The sequence below is a fragment of the Planotetraspora silvatica genome (assembly GCF_016863315.1).
Classification (GTDB): Bacteria; Actinomycetota; Actinomycetes; order Streptosporangiales; family Streptosporangiaceae; genus Planotetraspora; species Planotetraspora silvatica.
The window spans coordinates 57,957-74,164 of the sequence record NZ_BOOQ01000056.1 but is presented as its reverse complement, the minus strand read 5'-3'; the positions used below and the strand labels follow the sequence as shown (position 1 = coordinate 74,164).

Below are 16,208 nucleotides of genomic sequence, written 5' to 3'. Positions count from 1 at the left end.
TCTCGACAGGTGCGTTCCGAAAGTGCTACATGAGAAAATTTTTGGTGTCGGAATGCCCGTGAGACGCGACTCCAGCGCCTTGGATGCGCAGGCGTTGTTTCCTCATCGTGCGGTATTGCTTTCACCGTGCCGGAGTTGTGTTCCTCGCGGAGAAGGGGAGGCTGACGTAGATCCAGAGTGAGTTGAACGGGTTGGTATAGCAGGCCAGGTCTCGGATACCGCGGTACGGGTTGCGAGCCATTCCATGTGTTCGCGGGTGCTGACGCGTTGTAGCGCAGCGCGCCGTGTGAATGTTGTCGGGTGCCGCCGGAGCTCCAGCAGATTGATGTCCTGCCAGAGGGCTGGCCTCTCGGCGCCGTCCGCGGCGAGTAGTGCCGCCTCGCTCAGAGCCCATGAGGTACGGACCGTTGGCCGGTTCAATTCCTTGTAGTCCGTCAGCACGCCAGCCGCTTCCGTCGTCAGCAGCCGACTTCGTTTAATGGCTTGGGTGACGTCTCGTCGGTCTCGTCTGGCAACGACCGTCAGTGCTTCGAAGGCGTGGAGCGTCGCCTGGACGAGTGGCACCATGTCGGCCAGGGTCGGGGCGATCGCGTCGAGTGTCTTGAACGGTGCGGCGTCCTGAGAAGCCGGAGTCCAGAGTGGGTTGGCGTACAGGAGTCGGCCCAGGCCTACGGTCATTTGCGTGAGGTGTTGCTGACGAAGTGAGAGGTTGGCGGGTCTTGGCGCGAGGTATCCCTGCCAGGCTCGGCGTACCGCTTTCCACCCGGCGTGTGCCTGCTCCATGCCGTCGGTCGAACGCCGCAGAGCCTTGCTCACGTCCGATTTGAGGTCAGCCAGATCGCTAGCTCGGTGAGTGAGGTGGGTGAGGATCCTGGCGGAGATGTGCGTGATGATCGAGCAGGCGAGAGCCGTGCGTTGCCACTCCCATGGACCGGACTCACTCTCTCGGTGGCATAGGGCTCGGAGGGCCTCAGCGCTGGTCGTGATCCCCGCACGTAGCTCAGTTGGAGGTCTCGGTACCTGCCAGATCTGTGGTGGTGGCGCGACCGTGTGGTTCAGCGGGACGCCTCGTATCGTCGTCGGGCTGTTCCGTACGGGACTATCAGGTCGTTGAAGCGAGTCCAGCAGATGGCAGGCTGCTTGGATGTCGACCGCGTGGGCGAGGGCAGTGCGTTTCAGGATCGCTGAGACCGTCTGCGCGTGATCGATTATCGCGGTGAGGAGTTGGTCGTGGGCCTGGCGGTCGGCTAGGACGGCCACCCAGTCAGAACGAGGGCCGCTGTCGAGTAGTGGTAGATGGGTGGCCAGGAGATCTCCGGCGGCACCCCAGGCAGTCGCGGCCGCCGATAGGTGCAGCGGAACTGGGTGACGACCTGCGGCCGGAGACGGTTGCCAGCGGCCTAGCAGGTCGGAAGCGTGGCGGAGCTGAGCAGCGATTTCGTTCGCATTGGCGAAGTCCTGGGCGCAGCGGGCCAGGGCCCGGGTCAACCGTCGGCCAGCCTGGAAGGTCTCCGCCGAGACGGCGTGGCCGAGGTCGGCATGCGCATGCCGGGTTGCGATGTCCAGATGCTTTCGGGCGCCGTCGATGAAGTCGCCGAAGGTGGCGATCATGGTGCGAGCAGGTCCCTGATCTGGGCGGCGTGCGCCGCGGCGTTGAGCAGGGCAAGGCGCTGGTTCACATCGGTGTGATGCTCGGCGGCGGTTAGGAGCACTTCACAGAGCAGCCCGCCGAGACTGCTGATCTTCTCGAGCTCCGGTACGTCGACGGCTCGGTCGGCCGTAGGAATCACCGCGTTCGCACGAGGGCTGAGCGCGGCCAAGCCGTCGACGGCTTCCTGATGAAGGAGCGCGTACGAGGCATGCAACTCGGGAGGTCTCGTTTCCTCCGCCAACTCCATCGATGCGGCGATGACGGTGAACGCGTCTTTCGCAGCCTCGATGACACCAACCGCAGTGCTTTGGTGCTGTTTGAGGGTTTCGTAGGCGTCGGTGATCATTGCTGGTCCTCCTCAGGAAGGGCTCGCACAAGCGTGTCGTCGTGCGTGTCCGCGGAATGCAGGTCTGCTGGTGTCATCCACCACTCCAGAGGGGCGGGTTCAACCTCCACCTCCCGAGATTCGATGTGTTCTTCCTCGGTGCATTGGTAGAAGGGGCCGCGTGCTCCAAGGAGGACGGGTAGCTGGTGATCGAGGTGGTCGCGGTACCAGACGCCCATCCCGGTGCCGGCTTCCAGCCGCAGTGCTTCCCATGAGTGCCAGAGAGCGGTCAGGCGGGAGATGGCTTCGGCGTGCTTCCACCATTGGGCGCACCAGCGGAACTCGCCGCCGAGTGGGCGTCGGTAGATGAGGATGAAACGCTCGGTCACCCAGTCTTCGACGCATGAGTACACCGGTTCGGTCATCCTGCTGCTCCTTCGGTGATCAGGCGTTCGAGCCTTTCGCGGCATGCTTGGATCCGGTCGGCGTCCCGGCTGCCGTACCAGGGGAGCAGTGAGATCAGCGCAGGCCGACCGCCCGTGGCCAGAAGTAGCGCGCTCCCTGGTGATAGGGCGCGGATCGCCGCCGGTTCGAGGATGTCCTGCCGGCGGAGCGAGATCTGCTCGGAGGCGCGTCCGTCGGCGTACGAGACGGAACGCACAGGGACGTCATGCTGGCCGACGAGCGTGGCGAGGTCGCGTGCGAGGCGAGGGGAGTCGACGCCGGCGCCGATCACCTTGCGGGTCGCGGCGCCCCACATGGCGGCCATTCCGGCCTCGCCCCAGACCGTCACGCCCTGTTCGTAGGACTGCAGGATGGTCACCGGCACGATCCCGCGCGAGCCGAGGTGGCTGTATAGCTCGGGCAGGTCCGCGATTCGGCAGATATTGGCCGCCTCGTCCAGGCAAACGACCATCGGGGGATCGAGCCGTCCGCCCATCCGTTCGGCTCGCCGCTCCGCCGCCCGCATGGTGCAGTCGGTGAGCGCGGCGATCAGCGGGGAGGCCGCGGAGCGTGACTTGGACAACAGGTACAGGGTGTCGGTTCCGCAGGCGAAGCCGTACGGGTCGAAGACCGGCAGCGACGAAGGCGTAACCCACGCGATGATCGCCTCATCACGTAGTGCCTTGGTCGCGGTTCGGGCCGTTTGGTAGATGCCGTCGCGGGTCTCGACCGCCCCGTTCTGCGCGCCGCGAAGTGACGATGCGATCAATGAGAAGCCTGCCGCTTCCAGCAACTCGACTGGAGTAGGGACAGACGGCGTGTCCAGCCACTTGGCGACGTCACGCAACGTGCGACCCGAGGAAGCTGCCGCGAGGAACAGCGCACAGAGTAGGTCCTGAGCGGCCGGCCCCCATAGGTCCCGCTTCTGGCCGTCGTCGACGGTGAGCACGAAATGGCCCGCCAATCGGTGGGCGTCTTCCACTGTGGTCAGGTCTCGCAGCGGATCCCACCACCAGGCCTGCTGCTGGTAGGTGACGCACTGCGGATCGAACAGCCACACGGCACCGTCCGCGGCGCGCAATGACGCGGTCGCCGCCCACAGGTCGGCCTTGTTCGACGTCGCGATGACTGGCCCGGGTGCCGTCAGCACGTAGGGAATGCTCAGACAGGTGGTCTTCCCCGAGCGCGGCGCCATGAAGGCGAAGATCGTGTCCTCCCACGACGCGTACAAGGTGGGCCCGTCGTGCATGAGGATTCCCAGCGGGAGCCCGATGTCGCAGGGAGCCACTGATTCGCCCAAGGCGGGTCGCAACCCGCGCGCCTTCTGAGCAGCGACCTTCGGCATCAAAGACGCGAGCCCGGGATTGTCGGCGAGAGCCGCAACAGGATCCAGAGGGTCGAGAACCCGCCGTGCGATCAACCACCACACGGCCACGACCACGGCCAGCATCACGCTGAGGAGCAGTACCGCCGTCACAACGACCGCAGGCGTGGGCGTTCCCGGCCAGGCCGTAGCCGTACGGCCTTCGGCGACGTCGACAACGAAGTCAGTGCCGAAGTCGCTCACCCGGCCGCCGAACATGCGACTTGCCAACCACGCGCCTGCCCAGATGAGGGCGAAGACGGCGACCGCACCCCATCCGACCAGCAGCAGCACCCATCCACCGATCGAGCCATGAGGCGTGAAGCCCGCGCGTGGTCCCACGGCCCGGGTCATCGGATCGCCTGGTCGGTGTCGTAGAGCTCGTGCTCGATGCCGACGAGGGAGAGCTCGACCGGGATGCCGAGCCGGTCTCCGGTCTTGATGAGGTACTTGCCTCTACCTGGGTGCCGCGCACCTGGTAGCCAGGAATCGGGCGCCGACCAGGAGGCCACCAGCTCCTGCTCGGGTTTGGTGAGGCGGGTGATCTCGCTGACGCGGGCCAGCTCGCGCGGAGGCAGCCCGGCGAGCACAGTGATGGCGCTGCGATCGATGAAGCCACGCGCTTTGGCCCGGTCCTCCTCTGTCGGGAGCGCCTCGAGGTCGGCCAGTGAGTGGGTGATCATGATGGAGGCCATGCCCTTGGCCCGGTTGAGCCGGGTGAGGCTGTCGGCGTACTCGACCAGGCCGGGCGCTCCGCGTAGTGCTCGCCACAGCTCGTCCATCACGCCCAGGTAGGAGCGTCGCTCACCCGCGGTGCTGTCGACCATCGCGAAGCCGTACGCCCAGGTGCAGAGCATCGCTGCGGTGAGGAGTTTGTCGCTGCCCGCGCCGACGCTGGAGATGTCGACCGACACTGCTGGCGCGGTCAGGTCGATGGGCCGGGTGGTCGGCCCGTCGAAGACGCCCGCGAGCGAGCCCGTGCACAGCAGTTCGAGCGTGAAGACCAGGTCGCTGACGCGCTCGCGATATCGCTCGGGCCGGTCCGTGCGGGCGGCCGACCGCAGGGCTTCCGGTCCTTCTTCCAGTACGGCGAGCACGTCGGGGACAGTGGGCGTCGCCAGGCGCTCGTCGAGTAGATCGATGGCCCGGCCGAGGATCACCTCTTCGGCGTTGGAGATCGGCGCCTCGCGGACCAGCGTGCAGAGCGCCATCAGCAGGGAGAGCCGTCGGCCACGCAGCTCCCAGCGCATCCGTTCCGCCTCGGCCCCGTGGAGGTTTCGTGCGGCGCCGCCGAGCGGGCCGGAGTCCAGGGGGTTGATTCGGTCGAGGCCTCTGCCGACGCGGATCACTTGCCCCCCGACGTGCTCGACGAGCATGGTGTAGTCGGGCTTGGTGTCGCCGAGGATGATCGCGGTCGAGCCAGTCGCGATCGCCCCGATGATGAGCCGCTTGACCAGGGTGGATTTGCCGGTGCCGGGCTGGCCGAGGACGAACACCCCGGGATTGGTGACGAGACCGGCCCGGAGCCAGGCCAGCGGGTCGAGGCAGACGACCTCGCCGAAGAGTTGGTGGCGGCCGATTGGTGTGCCGATGGCGGGGGAGCCCGAGCCAGCGACGAACGGGAACAGCCCGCATGCCTGCGTGGTGGTCGCCTGGAACTCGGTTCCTGCCTCGACATGGACGGCACGTCCGCCGTACGGCTCCCGCCAACCCCGAGTTGGCGCGATGGATGAGGTCATTAGGACCTCCTCGTCAGCTCGGCCGGGCATACGCCACACGGCAGCGTGGTGGCAAACCCGGCGGACTGGCTGCCCCACAGGCGGCGCAGGCGGATACGCGACGCCTCGGCCGCGGCTTCTGTGGCCGCGACGGCGCGAGGCAAGTCGCTCGAGTCGGTCACCGTGGTGGTGACGTACATCGTCACCAGCGTCACCCCGGCGCCGGTTGCCTCCTCGGCTGCGGCCTGACGGGCGCGCGCCTGGTCGTAGGCGTCGCGGGCGGTTTCGTCCCGGCCGGTGCGGCGGCGGTAGTGCTCGCGGAACGCGGCGGCGTTCACTTCTTCCTCGAGCACGCGGTTCGCTTCGGTCGCCGGGAGCGGCCGGTATTGCACGCTCACCCGTTTGGGGAAGGGGCCCGGTGCGACCAGGCGGCTGAGCACATCAGCGGGGACGTTCTGGCGTGGCGCTTCATGCCAGGCCCAGCTGACGCTGGTGCCGCTGTCATGTTCGTAGTGGTCGGCGTGCTCCTGCGCGCCGACCGGGCCTGCGTCTGCCCAGTTGAGGTCGTCGGATCTGGTGGCGTCGCCTCGTGCCGCGGGGTCGAACGCGCCGCGAACGACTCTGGCCAGCTCCGTGGCGGTTGCCCGGCCGGTGACTGTTACGCCGCAGGCGCTCAGCGAGGAAGCCAGGCCGTCGAGGGCCCGGCCGAGTTCGGCGATCGCGGTCGGCATGTCGTCCAGTCCGCCGGGGGAGCGGGATGGGTCGAAGGTGACGCTGACGTGGGTGTTGACCTGGGCGGCGGTCCTCGGCGCCGTGCTCACGAGCTGGTTGATGAGCTGCACTGCCGCCTCGGGTGCCGCTGGAGAGAGTGCCTGGCCGATGGTGTCGGACAGCGCGGAGCCGGACTCGGGGGCGGTGTCGATGGTGACGGTGACCCAGCGGATCGTCGGCATGTGCCCGAGCGAGGCCAGCCAGCCACCCCAGTTGGCGACCCAGGCGTCGGCGTCGCTTCGTTCGGCGAGCCAGGTCGAGGCCGGTGACACGGTGAGCGTCGCAGTGAACAGTCCGGCCCGACGGTCCCAGACGATGCCGTACTGCCGACCGAAGCCATCCTCGGCTGACAACAGCCGGGTGGTGGCCAGCACGCCCGGAAGCTGGAACGCTCGCGGGTGAGCCACGATCACCCCTGCTCGGTAGTTCGTGTGACCGTGCGCTTTGCCGTACGACCAGCGGATTCGCCGGACCATGATGTGCGCGATCGGCACGCCACTTACACGTATGAGGACCAGCGCTCCGGCCAGGGCGGCAGGCGGCCCGGTGTAGATCGCCGCTCGCGGGTCGATTGAGACCGCCAGGACCAGAGCGGTGATCGAGCCCAGCGCGACGAAGGTCCCTGTCGTTCCCAGGCCGATCAAACCGAGACCACGTCGCCGGCGCCAACCGCCGTAGGTGCGTATCTCCGTCATCGCTGGCGGTCCTCTCGCATGGAGCCCGCTGCGGTGTTCGCTCCGCTGGCCAGGCCGCTGACCACGGCCGCTGCCGCGGCTCCCGCCGGCCCTGCGGCTGATCCAGCCTTTCCTGCGCCGGCCATGGCTGAGCCTGATGCGTTCGTTGTGGTCGGAGCTGCAGGGGAGGAGGCACCCGGAGGAACTGGCGAAGAAGCACTGGCTACTTTCCCTCCACCACCCAGTTGTCCGGACAGGAAGCTGGCATGGCTGCTCGCGCCGGCGGACCCCGATCCAGAGGTACGGAAAGCGCCGACCGCCATCGCGCCTGTGACGCTCGCACCGAGGATGCCGCCGCCGCTGCCAGCCGCCGCAAGCGAGCCCGTCGTCCAGGTGAAGAACTTCATCAGAACCGGCAGTGCGATCAGAGAAAGGAGCATCATCGCGAAACCCATGAGCGTCGTCCGTGGATCCTTGCCCTCGCCGATCATCGTGAACGTGGTCGCGTACACGGCGGCCGCGGCCGGTTTGTAGAAGATGAGAGCGAGCATCCAGCCGGTCAGCTTGCGGAACCAAGGCTTGGTGAGCGCGGTCATCGTGCCGGCAGCGGCGAGGGGGAGCAGCCCGGCGAGGACGACGAGCGCCGCCTCGCGGAAGAGCATGAGCACGGCCTGGATGGCGCCGACCAGGATCGCGATGATGCCGAGCACGATCACGACGCCAGGGGCGGCGGCGCTCAGGCTGAGAATCTCGGTCAGGCGCTTACCGAAGCCGCCCTGTGCCGACATGTCGAGCACCCAACTGGACCACGCATCGCCCGCTTTGACGAGCATCGAGGCGGTGAGCACCCCGATTGTCGAGGTCACCGCCATGATGACCAGGCCAGAGCCGACATCGACGAGCGGGCTCGCCTTGCGGGTCAGCGCCATCTTGCCGCCCGCGCTGATCAGGCCGAGTACGGCTACCGCTGCTGCGATCGGCAACGTCCATTGGTGAAGGCGATCGACGGCGGACTCACCTGCGATGTCGGGGGAGGGCACCTTCACCCACCAGGAGACGGTGTTACCGACCACCCAGGCCACGCCGTCCTGGATGGCCTTGGCGATCTCACCGAGCACGCCGCTGGCGGCGCCCTCGATCATCTTGCCCACGACATATCCGCTGACTGAGCAGGTGGGAGAGATCAGGCTGTCGCATGACATGGGGATCACCCTTCGAAGCGGGTGTAGCCGTCGAGAGACTTGAGCTCGGTGGCCGCGTTGCCCCAGTCACCACCGAGCGGCGCCACCACGCGCCAGTCGCCGTTCTGCCAGACGACTTGCACTCGAGTCGTGGCACGGACAGTGGTTCCTCGCGGGTCGGGCCCGGCGCTGACGATGTCCACGGTGGCCGCATCAGGGGTGTAGGTCTGCCAGCGGTAGGCCTCCTCGTCCACGAAAGCTTTGCCGAGCGGGCTGCCTGGAGGAAGTCCGGCCTCCTGCCTGCTCTCTTCGTATTGGGTGCGCGATTTTTCGAGAAGCTGGTCGGCGTCGGGGCCGGTCACCTGCTCGGTGATGGTCGGCTCGAACACCGCTGGGCCCCAGTGTGAGCTTGCCCGAACGGCGATGTGCAGCGCGGCGAGGAGAGCACCCTGTTGTGTGCGGGCGAAGCCTTCGGCTCGGTCGTTGTCGAGTGTCCGCGGGCCATCGGTGTTCGACAGCGGTAGCCGTATGCCGTGGAAGTCCTGCCACGTCAGCCGCGGCTGCGGTGCTGGTGGTGATGTCTGGGTTGCGCATCCGGCTACCAGGGCGAGCGCGAGAAGGGCGGCCCTCATCGCAGGAACATTCCGACGATGCCGGACGCTGTCGCGGCCAGGCTGAGCCCGCCGAGCACCCACGGGATGCCGGACGCTCCATCGGCCGCGAATGAGGAGCGGTTCTTCCGGCCGATGGCCATCTGTGCGCCGCAGATGAACAGGCCGGCGACACCGGCGACGATCACTCCCCACTTGGCCCAGGCGAGGATCGTATTGATCGGCTTGTCGAGCCCTGGCGGTGCGAGCGGTCGGGGATTCGGGACCGGAACCGCTTGGGCCATGTCGAGAACTGCGCTGATCAGCATTAGGTGCGCTCCCCGCTGTCGTCCCGTCTCGGACAATTGCATTACGTAGCGTGATCGTCACGCTACGTGGGTACGTTCCAGAGCGCAAGCAGTCTCAAACGGCTGCATCCAACTTCAAGCATTCACAAGGCGCGCTATCGCAGTCGCGTGGGGGAGACTTATCCAGGGGACCGCTGACTACAAGGAGTGACCGATGACCGAGCCACTCGGCCGTGACCCGGACGTGCTGACCACCAAGGAGCTCGCTTCCAAGCTAGGACTGTCTGCTCAGACTGTCCGGCGGATGGCGAACGCCGGTCAGATTCCGGCGCTGCGGACCGGCAAGGACTACCGGTACTCCTGGAGTGCGGTGCTCGACGTGCTGCGACAGCCCCATCCGATCGCGGGGGGCACGGAACATGAACAGACCAATCCGGGTGCCGGACGGCTTGCGACCCAGCACGCCCGGGAGCGGGCGCAGGAGCTCTGAGCCTGGCCGTTCCCGGTGACCACGCGGCTGATCGTGGCAGCCGTTTGCGTGGCGATCGGATTGCCACTCGGGCTGATCCTCGGGTTCACGGCAATGGGCGGTTCGTCGGGCTGCGGCCATGGCCGACCGGAGGGCATCCCGCCTGACTACCTGCGTCTCTATCGGCAGGCCGGGGATGCGTACGGCATCCCATGGGCGGTGCTGGCAGGGGTCGGAAAGGCCGAGAGCGACCACGGGCGCGGCGTCGCAGCGGGAATCCGCGCCGGTGCCAACGCCGCAGGTGCGATGGGGCCGATGCAGTTCCTCGGCTCGACCTGGCGGTCCTATGGCGTCGATGGCAATGGCGACGATCGAGTGGATGTCTATGACCCGGCTGACGCGATCCCGTCGGCGGCGCGATACCTGAAGGCGAGCGGTGCGCCAGCCGATCTGTATCGCGCGATCTGGCGGTACAACCATGCGGACTGGTACGTGCGCCGCGTGCTCGGGTTCGCCCGCGAATACTCCTCCGAGCCCTTGGGGGAGGAGTTCTGCTCGTTGCCCGTCGCATCCGGCGCTGTTGGCGAACGGGTCATCGCGTATGCGCGGATGCAGCTCGGGAAACCGTACGAGTGGGGTGCTGAGGGACCGGGCTCCTTCGACTGTTCAGGTCTGACGATGCGCGCGTTTCAGTCCGCGGGGATCGCGATTCCCCGTGTTGCCGCCGATCAGTGGCGTCAGGGACCTGCGGTCGCTCGCGGGCAGGAGCAGCCGGGCGACCTGGTCTTCATGCATCCCCACTCCAGCGGGCCCGGTCACGTCGGGCTGGTGGTCGAGCCCGGCCAGATGATTCACGCGCCGCGTACCGGCGACGTGGTCCGTTATGCGTCCTATTCCGCTCGTTCTGACGTGGTCGGGTTCACTCGGCCGGCTAGCTACCTGGAGAAGAGATGAAGGTCCTAACGCTGGCGGAGTTGCAGCACCTACCGGCCACCATCGACCTGCTTACGGCCGCTCGAGCTCTTGGCATCGGCAGGACGAAGGCTTATGAGCTGGCCAAGAAGGGCGACTTCCCGTGCCGCATCATCCGTGTGGGCGTGGCCTACTTGGTCCCAACGGCCGAGTTGCTGAAGCTACTCGGGATTGACCTGCCGATGTCGACCTCGTTGTAGCGCGGTAAGCGCCCGCTGCCGCGACCGTGCGCCGGTTTGTATCCGGGCGAGGGCCGACGACGCGCGCCGAGGCTCCATGGTGGAACGTGGCCGGGTCAGGCACCGCGGCGGGCGCGTGCGACGACCTCGTCCTCCTGCAGAGGCCCGGCGTGGTGGCTGAGGCATATCGGTACCTGGATCTTGCTGAATGCGGTTCCCTCGCCAGCGGCATAGAAGGTGCCGAGCGGGAGACCGCCGAGATTGTCGAGGAATGCGTTGCGTGACTGTGCCATGGTCTGAGCCGCGTTGATCTGAACGGTTACGGTCAGCCTGCCGATGAACTGGTTCGCCGTATTGCCCACCGCTTGGTGATTGATTCCCTTGGGTGCCTGCGAGGCGAGGACTATGCCGAGTCCGTACTTGCGTATCTGACGGATGAGCTCGACCGTGCTCTCTGTACTCGGGTTCGGCCCGCCGGACGGCACGAAGTTCTGAGCCTCGTCCATGATCAGCAGACCGCCCAGGGGACGCTCCCCGGTGGGATGCGCCTTGAACCAGGAAAGAGAGCGGCTTGTAGCCGGCTGACGAATCGGGCCGGTCCCTCACCGGACAGGCCGACGAAGCTGATCACCGAGATTCGGGCGGACTTTCCTGGCGACGGGGTCAATAGGAGACCAGGATCGGCGGGTGCTCCAGACTCCCCAAAAAGTGGATCCGTCTCCGTCGCAGCCTCCAGCGTGTCCGACATCTGAACGGCGAAGCGCACGCTCGCCCTGTTGCGACCGCCGGGTATCGAGACGCTCCAGCGCTACTGGCGCACCATCGCCATGTACGGCAAGGGCACCTGGCCGCTGGAGGACTTCGCTGGAAGACCACCAAGTCGACCCGACGGGCAAGACGGCGAGCGGTGGGGCGCCGATCTGTCGCCGGTGGATCCGGTAGGGCTGGCGAGGTCAACGGTACGTTGACCGGTGGCCTGGGTGTCAGTTGCTGCCGGTGAGTGCCGGGTGCTTGTCGCCGCGCGGCGCCTTCGGAGGCTTGTGGGTCGCGTTGGGCATGTCCAGCCGCGTTGAGTCCAGGCCGGCCATCCGCGCCCGGGTGCACATGCCGATGTCCCCGGTCAGCAGGTGCACACTGCGTCCGGCGAGCGCCTGAAACGCCACCGCCCGCGCGATGATCTCGTCGTCGGTGCGGACCATCCGGATGTGACCGGCCGGGTCGGGCCACAGGTCCATGGTAATCGCGCCGCGCGGGAAGGCCGGGTTTTCCGGGGCGGTGCCGCGGCGGCGGACGACTCCGTTGGGCAGAAGGCTGTCCAACTGCTTGATAGTCTCGCGGGCGTTGGTGCTGGCACCGCCCTGGCCGCGGTCCTTCTGCCGGTCCAGTTCGTCCAGCACCGCGAGCGGGAGGATCAGGTGGACGTCGTGGGACGGCAGGACGTTGATGTCTGCGCTCACCTCCCACGCGTTCAGGCGGGACGGGTGGTGGCAGTAGACGCTGGAGTCCGCGATGACGAAATGGCCCGGCCGGTCGAGCGAGTCGAGCAGATCCGACCACTTCCTCAGCGTTGCGGATGCCGCTTCCAGGCTGCGGATGTGCTCGGCAACCTCCAGTTCGATCATGTTGCGGATCGGAAGGGTGTCCGGGCCGCTCACAGGCAGCCAGGCCGGGCCAGTCCGCGGGTTCGGGTTCTTCCTCACCGCGATCGGTGCCTCGGTGATCTGCATCGACAGCACGGTTATGTACCGCGGTGTCGTGACCAGTCGGTCAAGGTCGGCGTTGCTGATCTGACCGCGCAGTTTGGCGCGGGTCTTGTTGACCCATTTGAGGTAGGCGAGGCGCATTTCCCGCCCTGCCCCGTCCGTGCTGAGGAGGTCGCCGGCCTCCGCGGCTACCTCGTTCAGCGTCTCGACAACCTTGTTGCGGTTCGCGCCTGGTTCAAGAGTGATCAGCATGGGATTCAGGGTGCACGGCTCAGGGCGCCGTCACCACCGGTTTCCTTCGGTCTGACGGAGACGGGCGCCTGACGGGCTTACCCGGCGGGGAGCCATCGGGACCTCTCTCCCGTGAGCGTCGTGCGCTGCATCTTGGCGGCGGCGCCCGGCGACATCGCAGCAAGCAGGGCGCGGGCGGACGTGGGGCGACCTCGTCGCCGGCGACGTCCTGGTGCTCAACGGCGTGCGCGACGAGCTCGCACAAGAGGCCTGGGAAATCCTGCGCCCGCTGCCCAACCACACGCCCGGCCGCATCACGTACCACGTCGCCGTGTTCGACGGCATCGAACTGCGCGAGCGTACCCGCTACAGCGCACCGGCCGACGCCACCCTCGCCGACGTGTTCCCCGACCGCCCCGACCTGTTCGTCGAGCCCTACGCCGGCCGCGCCGCCTCCTGACCGGCACCGAAAGGCCCGCCCCATGAACGCCACCGCGACCGCCGGCCCGTCGACCAGGCCGGCCGCGGCCTACCTCGACCTCGCCCGCCGCACCGTCGAGACGATCACACGCCGGATCACGGCGATCGCCGAGACCCTCGAGGCCGCCGGCGCCGACCGCGACCGCGCCATCACCGCGGCGACCGCGCACGTGCTCGCCACCATGGCGACCGAGCCCCCGTCGGCGTTCGGCGCCTACGTCCGCGCCGCGGCCCTGCTCGAGCTCGAGGTCGGCGCGTGAGCGGCTACCAGGTCGCCGGCGAGGCCGCGGCCGAGGCCGTGACGTTCGATCAGGTCGAGGTCGGCGACACCCTCACGTTCCTCACCGCCGACAACGGGTACGGCGGCACCGGCACGCCCCGGAGGCGGCCCGGCGTCGTCACCCGCAAGACCGACCACGTCGTCGACCTGAACGTCGGGGGAGGCCTGCCCGTGTTCGAGCGCGGCAAGGGTCGCCCCCGCGGGGCCGGCGCCCGCCTACGCCGCGCCGACTGGTCGAGTCACGGCGTGCACCGAATCGCCACCTGAGCCGCCGCTGGCGTCGTACGGTGCGGGAACCCTCACGCACTGTCCCTCTGTAACGTTCCACAACAAAAGGAGCACCCCCTATGCAGCGCACCCTGCTCGCCGTCACCGCGGCGGCATCCGTCCTCACCGCCTGCAGTTCGGCCGCAGGCGAGGGCACGCCGCCAGTGCAGCCACCGGACGCACTCGCAGCGCAGGCCGAACCGACACCGCCGGCCGAGCAGACGGCCACGCCGCAGGCCTCGGCCCCCTACGGCGTGACGTACACCGACCTCGTCGGCGCCGTGCTCGCCAAGATCGACCCCGCGTCGGTGGAGATCACCACGTGCCGCATGTACAGGGAGACGTACGGCGACATCGCCGACCCCGACACGCAGTTCGACGTCGTGATGCGGGTCAAGAACGCGACGCAGATCAACGGGTCGATGTTCGTCGCCCTGCAGTACCAGAACACCGCAGGTGACGCGATCATGGGCGGCGACGCGAGTGCCGACCACATCGCCCCCGGGCAGACGGCCAAGCTGAAAGATTGGGGCCAGATCGAGGACCCGAAGGATTTCCCCGGCAACAAGATCAAATGCGTCATTGTCGACGCGTACGTCTCGCCGCCGGCGAGCTGACCGGCCGGCGGCATTCGTCTGCGACGCCGCCGGCCCCGCCCCTGCGCTGTGCCCCCGCCGTCAGGTAGCGGCGGATCCCGGCCCGGATCCTTTCGCGAGGATCCGGGCCGTTCGCGCTAGACAGGTCGATCTCGTAGGTGACGCCAGCGAAGAGGTACATTAGCTGTGTGAGAAAGGCGGGCCCCCGTGTCTGCCCGGCAGGCACAAGACACGAGGACCCTGTGTCGGCGGTCCTGCGGGACTCACCTCATCGTGAGCCCGCCAGGGCCGTCATGACCCTTTTGTGAGCCACTCCAGCAACACTCTCGCCAGCTCAGCCGCGAACCGAGCTGCGACGAGCAGCCACAGCGGCTCGTCGGCGTCTGCCCGCTTGTCGCCCACTTGGCGCCTACCGTGCATATGCCTAACCTCCCTTCCGGTCCTTCGGCGGACCTAGGTGCGGCCGAAAGTCCGGAGAGATCTGGCTATAACGGTATGCCGGACACCGCAGGTATGGCGTGAGGGGTAAGGGCATTAGGAACCAACCGACTTATGTGATCGACTGTGCGGGCGCATAGCGGTTCGCCGGCGCGCCGGCCGGCCTCGTCGACCAGGCCGGCCCCACCCAGGACCTCAGGTGAGCCGTAGGGTTTGAGGCTGTCCACGAGGCGGGAGATGTGCCCGACGCAGCGCGCGGAGTCGACTTGACCGGCCAATGCGTCCAGAAATCGGTGACCCACAACTGGTTCGGCCCACCCCTGGCGAACAGCCGATCGACCATGTCGGTCGCGGTCGGCACCTGCGGAATCGGGCGCCGGCGGTGGTTGCCGGGCAGGCCCTTGATGCCGGCACGATGCATCAGCATGGCGACCGCGCCGTATCCGACCGCGATTCCGCGGCCGAGGGTGAGTTCGGCGTGGACCCGGCGGCGCCGTAGACGCATCGAGAGGCCGTGTGGACCTCGCGGATCATGTCGGTGAGCCAGGCATGCCGTAGCGCCCTGGCTGAGAGCGGACGAGTCCGCCAGGCGTAGAAGCCCGACTCCGAGACCCCCATCACCCGGCAGCAGACCTGAACCGGGAACCCTTCGCCGGCCATCACCGCGATGGCCTCGAACCGCCTTTGGGGGATACCACCTCTCGCAACAGCTCACTGGCCCGCCGGGCCACCGCCAGTTCGGCTTCAAGCTCCGAAATCCGTCGCCGGGCGGCGACCAGTTCGACCTGAACTGAAGACGTAATGCCGGGCTCGAGCCCTGCGTCGATGCGGTCCTGCTTGTGCCAGTTGTAGATCGTCTGGTCGCTGATCTGCAGGTCCGCGGCCACCTGCTGAACGGTCAGGCCACCCTTGAGCAGGTCCAGGACCTTGCGAGGGAACGGCTATCGCCCACACTCCTCTGACCACGGTTGTCGCTATCTGAGCAGGGTGATTGGTCCGCCTGAAAAGCGGACGGTCGGTTCCTTCTTGATTCTGTGCAGGCCCGTGGGGCTGGGCAGGAGTCGCCCGCGCTTTCATGTCCTTGTACGGGAAGACAGAGCCCTCTCCGTTGGCGCGCTTGCCCATTAGGCAGCCCCCTCACAGAGCTGGGTCACGTAGGCGTCCAGGGCGAGGGCCGGGATGCGTCGACAGCGGACGTTCACGACTACCGAGGGGAGTTCGCCCGAGCGGATCAGGCAGTAGACGGTCCAACGGCTGACCTTGAGCGCGGCCATACCTTCAGGGACGGTGAGCAGCTCAGAGGTCATGAGAACCTCCAGTGCCGGATAGCTGCGCCCAGTGGTGATTTTGTCGTGACGAGCGTGTTCCTGGCGTTCGGCCCGGATATCGCCGAGGGTTGTGGAGTAGCGGCGGCTCCGCGTGGAGAAGTGGCCGCGGAATCCGAGCATGTGCGCACACTGAGTCAGCCGCAGATCGGCCAGCTTGTCGAGCGCGAGGCGGAGGCATTCGGCGATGAGCCAGGAGACGACCGCTTATCCAGGCGGTGGTTGAGAGCTACAGATCCCAGG

General features: G+C 67.4%; 21 protein-coding genes. 8 read left to right on the top strand and 13 right to left on the bottom strand.

The window, feature by feature from the left end; all coding sequences use genetic code 11:
* Positions 1-102: 102 nt before the first annotated feature.
* Genes Psi02_RS35815 through Psi02_RS35775 form a run of 9 tightly spaced genes read right to left on the bottom strand, consistent with a single transcriptional unit; the run spans position 103 to position 9,046 of the window.
* Complete coding sequence (locus Psi02_RS35815; protein WP_203980305.1) at positions 103-1,611, bottom strand: hypothetical protein; 1,509 nt, start codon at positions 1,609-1,611, stop codon at positions 103-105.
* The gene (locus Psi02_RS35810; protein WP_203980304.1) at positions 1,608-1,997 is read right to left on the bottom strand and encodes a hypothetical protein; all 390 of its coding nucleotides are present in this window, start codon (positions 1,995-1,997) and stop codon (positions 1,608-1,610) included. Before Psi02_RS35810 ends, Psi02_RS35815 begins: the two co-directional genes overlap by 4 nt.
* Positions 1,994-2,401, bottom strand: coding sequence for a DUF4913 domain-containing protein (locus tag Psi02_RS35805; RefSeq protein WP_203980303.1), 408 nt, complete (start codon positions 2,399-2,401; stop codon positions 1,994-1,996). The genes Psi02_RS35810 and Psi02_RS35805 overlap by 4 nt, the downstream gene beginning before the upstream one ends.
* Positions 2,398-4,137 carry a type IV secretory system conjugative DNA transfer family protein gene (locus tag Psi02_RS35800; protein WP_203980302.1) on the bottom strand — a complete coding sequence of 580 codons (1,740 nt, stop codon included), beginning with the start codon at positions 4,135-4,137 and terminating at the stop codon, positions 2,398-2,400. The genes Psi02_RS35805 and Psi02_RS35800 overlap by 4 nt, the downstream gene beginning before the upstream one ends.
* Positions 4,134-5,522 carry a putative type IV secretion/conjugal transfer ATPase gene (locus tag Psi02_RS35795; protein ID WP_239095441.1) on the bottom strand — a complete coding sequence of 463 codons (1,389 nt, stop codon included), beginning with the start codon at positions 5,520-5,522 and terminating at the stop codon, positions 4,134-4,136. The genes Psi02_RS35800 and Psi02_RS35795 overlap by 4 nt, the downstream gene beginning before the upstream one ends.
* A complete protein-coding gene (locus tag Psi02_RS35790; RefSeq protein ID WP_203980301.1) occupies positions 5,522-6,967 on the bottom strand; it encodes an SCO6880 family protein in 1,446 nt (481 codons plus the stop codon). Before Psi02_RS35790 ends, Psi02_RS35795 begins: the two co-directional genes overlap by 1 nt.
* Positions 6,964-8,097, bottom strand: coding sequence for a hypothetical protein (locus Psi02_RS35785; protein ID WP_203980300.1), 1,134 nt, complete (start codon positions 8,095-8,097; stop codon positions 6,964-6,966). The genes Psi02_RS35790 and Psi02_RS35785 overlap by 4 nt, the downstream gene beginning before the upstream one ends.
* A 56-nt stretch (positions 8,098-8,153) precedes the next feature.
* Complete coding sequence (locus Psi02_RS35780) at positions 8,154-8,759, bottom strand: DUF8175 domain-containg protein (RefSeq protein WP_203980299.1); 606 nt, start codon at positions 8,757-8,759, stop codon at positions 8,154-8,156.
* On the bottom strand, positions 8,756-9,046 hold the full coding sequence (locus Psi02_RS35775; protein ID WP_203958398.1) for a hypothetical protein: 291 nt from the start codon (positions 9,044-9,046) through the stop codon (positions 8,756-8,758). The genes Psi02_RS35780 and Psi02_RS35775 overlap by 4 nt, the downstream gene beginning before the upstream one ends.
* A gap of 193 nt (positions 9,047-9,239) precedes the next feature.
* Here Psi02_RS35775 and Psi02_RS35770 point away from each other — a divergent pair, with 193 nt between their 5' ends.
* The 3 genes from Psi02_RS35770 to Psi02_RS35760 are packed head-to-tail and all read left to right on the top strand — an operon-like array spanning position 9,240 to position 10,666.
* Positions 9,240-9,515: a helix-turn-helix domain-containing protein gene (locus Psi02_RS35770; protein WP_203958397.1), complete on the top strand. Its 276-nt coding sequence runs from the start codon at positions 9,240-9,242 to the stop codon at positions 9,513-9,515.
* A gap of 15 nt (positions 9,516-9,530) precedes the next feature.
* Positions 9,531-10,448 (top strand): C40 family peptidase, encoded by a 918-nt coding sequence (locus Psi02_RS35765; RefSeq protein WP_203980298.1) that lies wholly within the window; start codon positions 9,531-9,533, stop codon positions 10,446-10,448.
* Positions 10,445-10,666 (top strand): helix-turn-helix domain-containing protein, encoded by a 222-nt coding sequence (locus Psi02_RS35760; RefSeq protein WP_203958395.1) that lies wholly within the window; start codon positions 10,445-10,447, stop codon positions 10,664-10,666. The genes Psi02_RS35765 and Psi02_RS35760 overlap by 4 nt, the downstream gene beginning before the upstream one ends.
* Positions 10,667-10,761: 95 nt before the next feature.
* Here Psi02_RS35760 and Psi02_RS35755 read toward each other — a convergent pair whose 3' ends face one another.
* Positions 10,762-11,151: an ATP-binding protein gene (locus Psi02_RS35755; protein ID WP_203980297.1), complete on the bottom strand. Its 390-nt coding sequence runs from the start codon at positions 11,149-11,151 to the stop codon at positions 10,762-10,764.
* A gap of 270 nt (positions 11,152-11,421) precedes the next feature.
* Here Psi02_RS35755 and Psi02_RS35750 point away from each other — a divergent pair, with 270 nt between their 5' ends.
* Positions 11,422-11,613: a hypothetical protein gene (locus Psi02_RS35750; RefSeq protein WP_203980296.1), complete on the top strand. Its 192-nt coding sequence runs from the start codon at positions 11,422-11,424 to the stop codon at positions 11,611-11,613.
* Between the two features lie 15 nt (positions 11,614-11,628).
* Here the strand turns inward: Psi02_RS35750 and Psi02_RS35745 are convergent, their stop codons facing one another.
* Complete coding sequence (locus Psi02_RS35745) at positions 11,629-12,600, bottom strand: PIN domain-containing protein (protein ID WP_203980295.1); 972 nt, start codon at positions 12,598-12,600, stop codon at positions 11,629-11,631.
* A gap of 223 nt (positions 12,601-12,823) precedes the next feature.
* Between Psi02_RS35745 and Psi02_RS35740 the strand changes: the two genes are divergently transcribed.
* The 4 genes from Psi02_RS35740 (at position 12,824) to Psi02_RS35725 (ending at position 14,223) form a co-directional block, all read left to right on the top strand.
* Positions 12,824-13,039: a hypothetical protein gene (locus tag Psi02_RS35740; RefSeq protein WP_203980294.1), complete on the top strand. Its 216-nt coding sequence runs from the start codon at positions 12,824-12,826 to the stop codon at positions 13,037-13,039.
* A 22-nt stretch (positions 13,040-13,061) separates the two neighbouring features.
* Positions 13,062-13,319, top strand: a complete 258-nt coding sequence (locus Psi02_RS35735; protein ID WP_203980293.1) for a hypothetical protein — start codon at positions 13,062-13,064, stop codon at positions 13,317-13,319.
* Entirely contained in the window at positions 13,316-13,606 is a 291-nt protein-coding gene (locus Psi02_RS35730) for a hypothetical protein (RefSeq protein WP_203980292.1), read from the top strand. The genes Psi02_RS35735 and Psi02_RS35730 overlap by 4 nt, the downstream gene beginning before the upstream one ends.
* An 80-nt stretch (positions 13,607-13,686) precedes the next feature.
* A complete protein-coding gene (locus Psi02_RS35725; RefSeq protein WP_203980291.1) occupies positions 13,687-14,223 on the top strand; it encodes a hypothetical protein in 537 nt (178 codons plus the stop codon).
* A gap of 1,076 nt (positions 14,224-15,299) precedes the next feature.
* Here Psi02_RS35725 and Psi02_RS35720 read toward each other — a convergent pair.
* Positions 15,300-15,557 (bottom strand): transposase, encoded by a 258-nt coding sequence (locus Psi02_RS35720; protein WP_275415333.1) that lies wholly within the window; start codon positions 15,555-15,557, stop codon positions 15,300-15,302.
* Positions 15,558-15,764: 207 nt separating this feature from the next.
* Complete coding sequence (locus Psi02_RS41250; protein ID WP_373317743.1) at positions 15,765-16,154, bottom strand: helix-turn-helix domain-containing protein; 390 nt, start codon at positions 16,152-16,154, stop codon at positions 15,765-15,767.
* Positions 16,155-16,208 lie beyond the last annotated feature (54 nt).

Excerpts from the sequence above, each read along its gene's own strand:
- Psi02_RS35815 (WP_203980305.1), bottom strand. The coding sequence starts at position 1,611 with ATGATCGCCACCTTCGGCGACTTCATCGACGGCGCCCGAAAGCATCTG.
- Psi02_RS35810 (WP_203980304.1), bottom strand. The coding sequence starts at position 1,997 with ATGATCACCGACGCCTACGAAACCCTCAAACAGCACCAAAGCACTGCG.
- Psi02_RS35805 (WP_203980303.1), bottom strand. The coding sequence starts at position 2,401 with ATGACCGAACCGGTGTACTCATGCGTCGAAGACTGGGTGACCGAGCGT.
- Psi02_RS35800 (WP_203980302.1), bottom strand. The coding sequence starts at position 4,137 with ATGACCCGGGCCGTGGGACCACGCGCGGGCTTCACGCCTCATGGCTCG.
- Psi02_RS35795 (WP_239095441.1), bottom strand. The coding sequence starts at position 5,522 with ATGACCTCATCCATCGCGCCAACTCGGGGTTGGCGGGAGCCGTACGGC.
- Psi02_RS35790 (WP_203980301.1), bottom strand. The coding sequence starts at position 6,967 with ATGACGGAGATACGCACCTACGGCGGTTGGCGCCGGCGACGTGGTCTC.
- Psi02_RS35780 (WP_203980299.1), bottom strand. The coding sequence starts at position 8,759 with ATGAGGGCCGCCCTTCTCGCGCTCGCCCTGGTAGCCGGATGCGCAACC.
- Psi02_RS35775 (WP_203958398.1), bottom strand. The coding sequence starts at position 9,046 with ATGCTGATCAGCGCAGTTCTCGACATGGCCCAAGCGGTTCCGGTCCCG.
- Psi02_RS35770 (WP_203958397.1), top strand. The coding sequence starts at position 9,240 with ATGACCGAGCCACTCGGCCGTGACCCGGACGTGCTGACCACCAAGGAG.
- Psi02_RS35760 (WP_203958395.1), top strand. The coding sequence starts at position 10,445 with ATGAAGGTCCTAACGCTGGCGGAGTTGCAGCACCTACCGGCCACCATC.
- Psi02_RS35755 (WP_203980297.1), bottom strand. The coding sequence starts at position 11,151 with ATGGACGAGGCTCAGAACTTCGTGCCGTCCGGCGGGCCGAACCCGAGT.
- Psi02_RS35745 (WP_203980295.1), bottom strand. The coding sequence starts at position 12,600 with ATGCTGATCACTCTTGAACCAGGCGCGAACCGCAACAAGGTTGTCGAG.
- Psi02_RS35735 (WP_203980293.1), top strand. The coding sequence starts at position 13,062 with ATGAACGCCACCGCGACCGCCGGCCCGTCGACCAGGCCGGCCGCGGCC.
- Psi02_RS35725 (WP_203980291.1), top strand. The coding sequence starts at position 13,687 with ATGCAGCGCACCCTGCTCGCCGTCACCGCGGCGGCATCCGTCCTCACC.